The 1,374-nt window shown below is 63.4% G+C and carries 1 pseudogene; it reads left to right on the top strand.

Annotated elements, in window-relative coordinates:
* Nucleotides 1-1,374, top strand: a pseudogene (locus U5A58_RS40335) (hemagglutinin); the annotation flags it as partial.

Here is a 1,374-nt window from a genome sequence, read left to right as displayed (position 1 = left end):
TCGTCGGCGCATGACAAGGTGACGCTGGGTGGTGTGGATTCGAGCACGACGGTGGCGTTGACGAACGTGGCGAACGGCGCGCTGAGCGCGGCGAGTGTTGACGCGGTGAACGGTTCGCAGCTGTACGCACTGGGCGCGACGACCGACGCATCGGGCAACATCACGAATGCGTTCGTAGCCTACGACGACACGTCGAAGAGCAAGGTGACGCTGGGCGGTGTGGATTCGGGCACGCCGGTGGCGCTGACGAACGTGGCAGCGGGTGCCGTGACTGCCTCGAGCCTCGACGCGGTGAACGGCACGCAGCTTTACAACCTGGCCAGCTCGACGGCAGATGCGATGGGCGGCGGCTCCACGGCAAATGGCGATGGTTCGATCTCGGCGCCGACATACAACATCGGCGGCAAGACGTACAACAACGCCGGTGATACGTTCACGGCGCTCTATGGCGACATCACGAGCATTAACGGCACGATCGCTGATGCCGTGGTGTATGACTCGTCGGCGCATGACAAGGTGACGCTGGGCGGTGTAGGTTCGACCACGCCGGTGGGGCTGACGAACGTGGCGAACGGCGGTTTGACTGCCTCGAGCGTTGACGCGGTGAACGGTTCACAGCTGTACGCACTGGGCGCGACGACCGACGCATCGGGCAACATCACGAACGCGTTCGTGGCCTACGACGACACGTCGAAGAGCTCGGTCACGCTGGGCGGTGTCGGTACAAGCACCGGGGTGGCGCTCCATAATGTCAAGGCGGGTGCAGTCAATGCGTCGAGCCTCGACGCGGTGAACGGCACGCAGCTCTACGGTCTGGCCAGTTCGACGGCTCAGGCATTGGGTGGCAAGACGCAGGTGAACGCGGATGGCTCGATCGGCGCACCAACCTATATCCTCTCAGACCATACCTACAATGACGTTGGTACGGCCCTCGACGCGGTCATGGCCGCAGCGGTGAGTGGTAACGTGGACGGCGTGATCTATGACTCGACGGCACACACCAAGGTGACCTTCGGCGGGCAGAACGCAACGTCAACCGTGCTCCTGACGAATTTGACGAATGGCACGCTGACAGCATCGAGTTCCGACGCGGTGAACGGTTCGCAATTGTACGCACTGGGCGCAACGACCGACGCATCGGGCAACATCAACAACGCGTTTGTGGCCTACGACGACAAGTCGCTGGGCAAGGTCACGCTGGGCGGCTCGGACCATGCGGCAGTCACGTTGACCAACGTGGCAGCGGGTGCGGTGACCGAATCGAGCCTCGACGCGGTGAACGGCACGCAGCTTTACAACCTGGCTAGCTCGACGGCAGACGCGATGGGCGGCGGCTCCACGGCAAATGGCGATGGCTCGATCTCGGCGCCGACG

Source organism: Paraburkholderia sp. J7 (genome assembly GCF_905220155.1).
Taxonomy (GTDB): domain Bacteria; phylum Pseudomonadota; class Gammaproteobacteria; order Burkholderiales; family Burkholderiaceae; genus Paraburkholderia.
The sequence above is the reverse complement of the archived record's forward strand: the minus strand, read 5'-3'. Positions and strand labels throughout refer to the sequence as shown.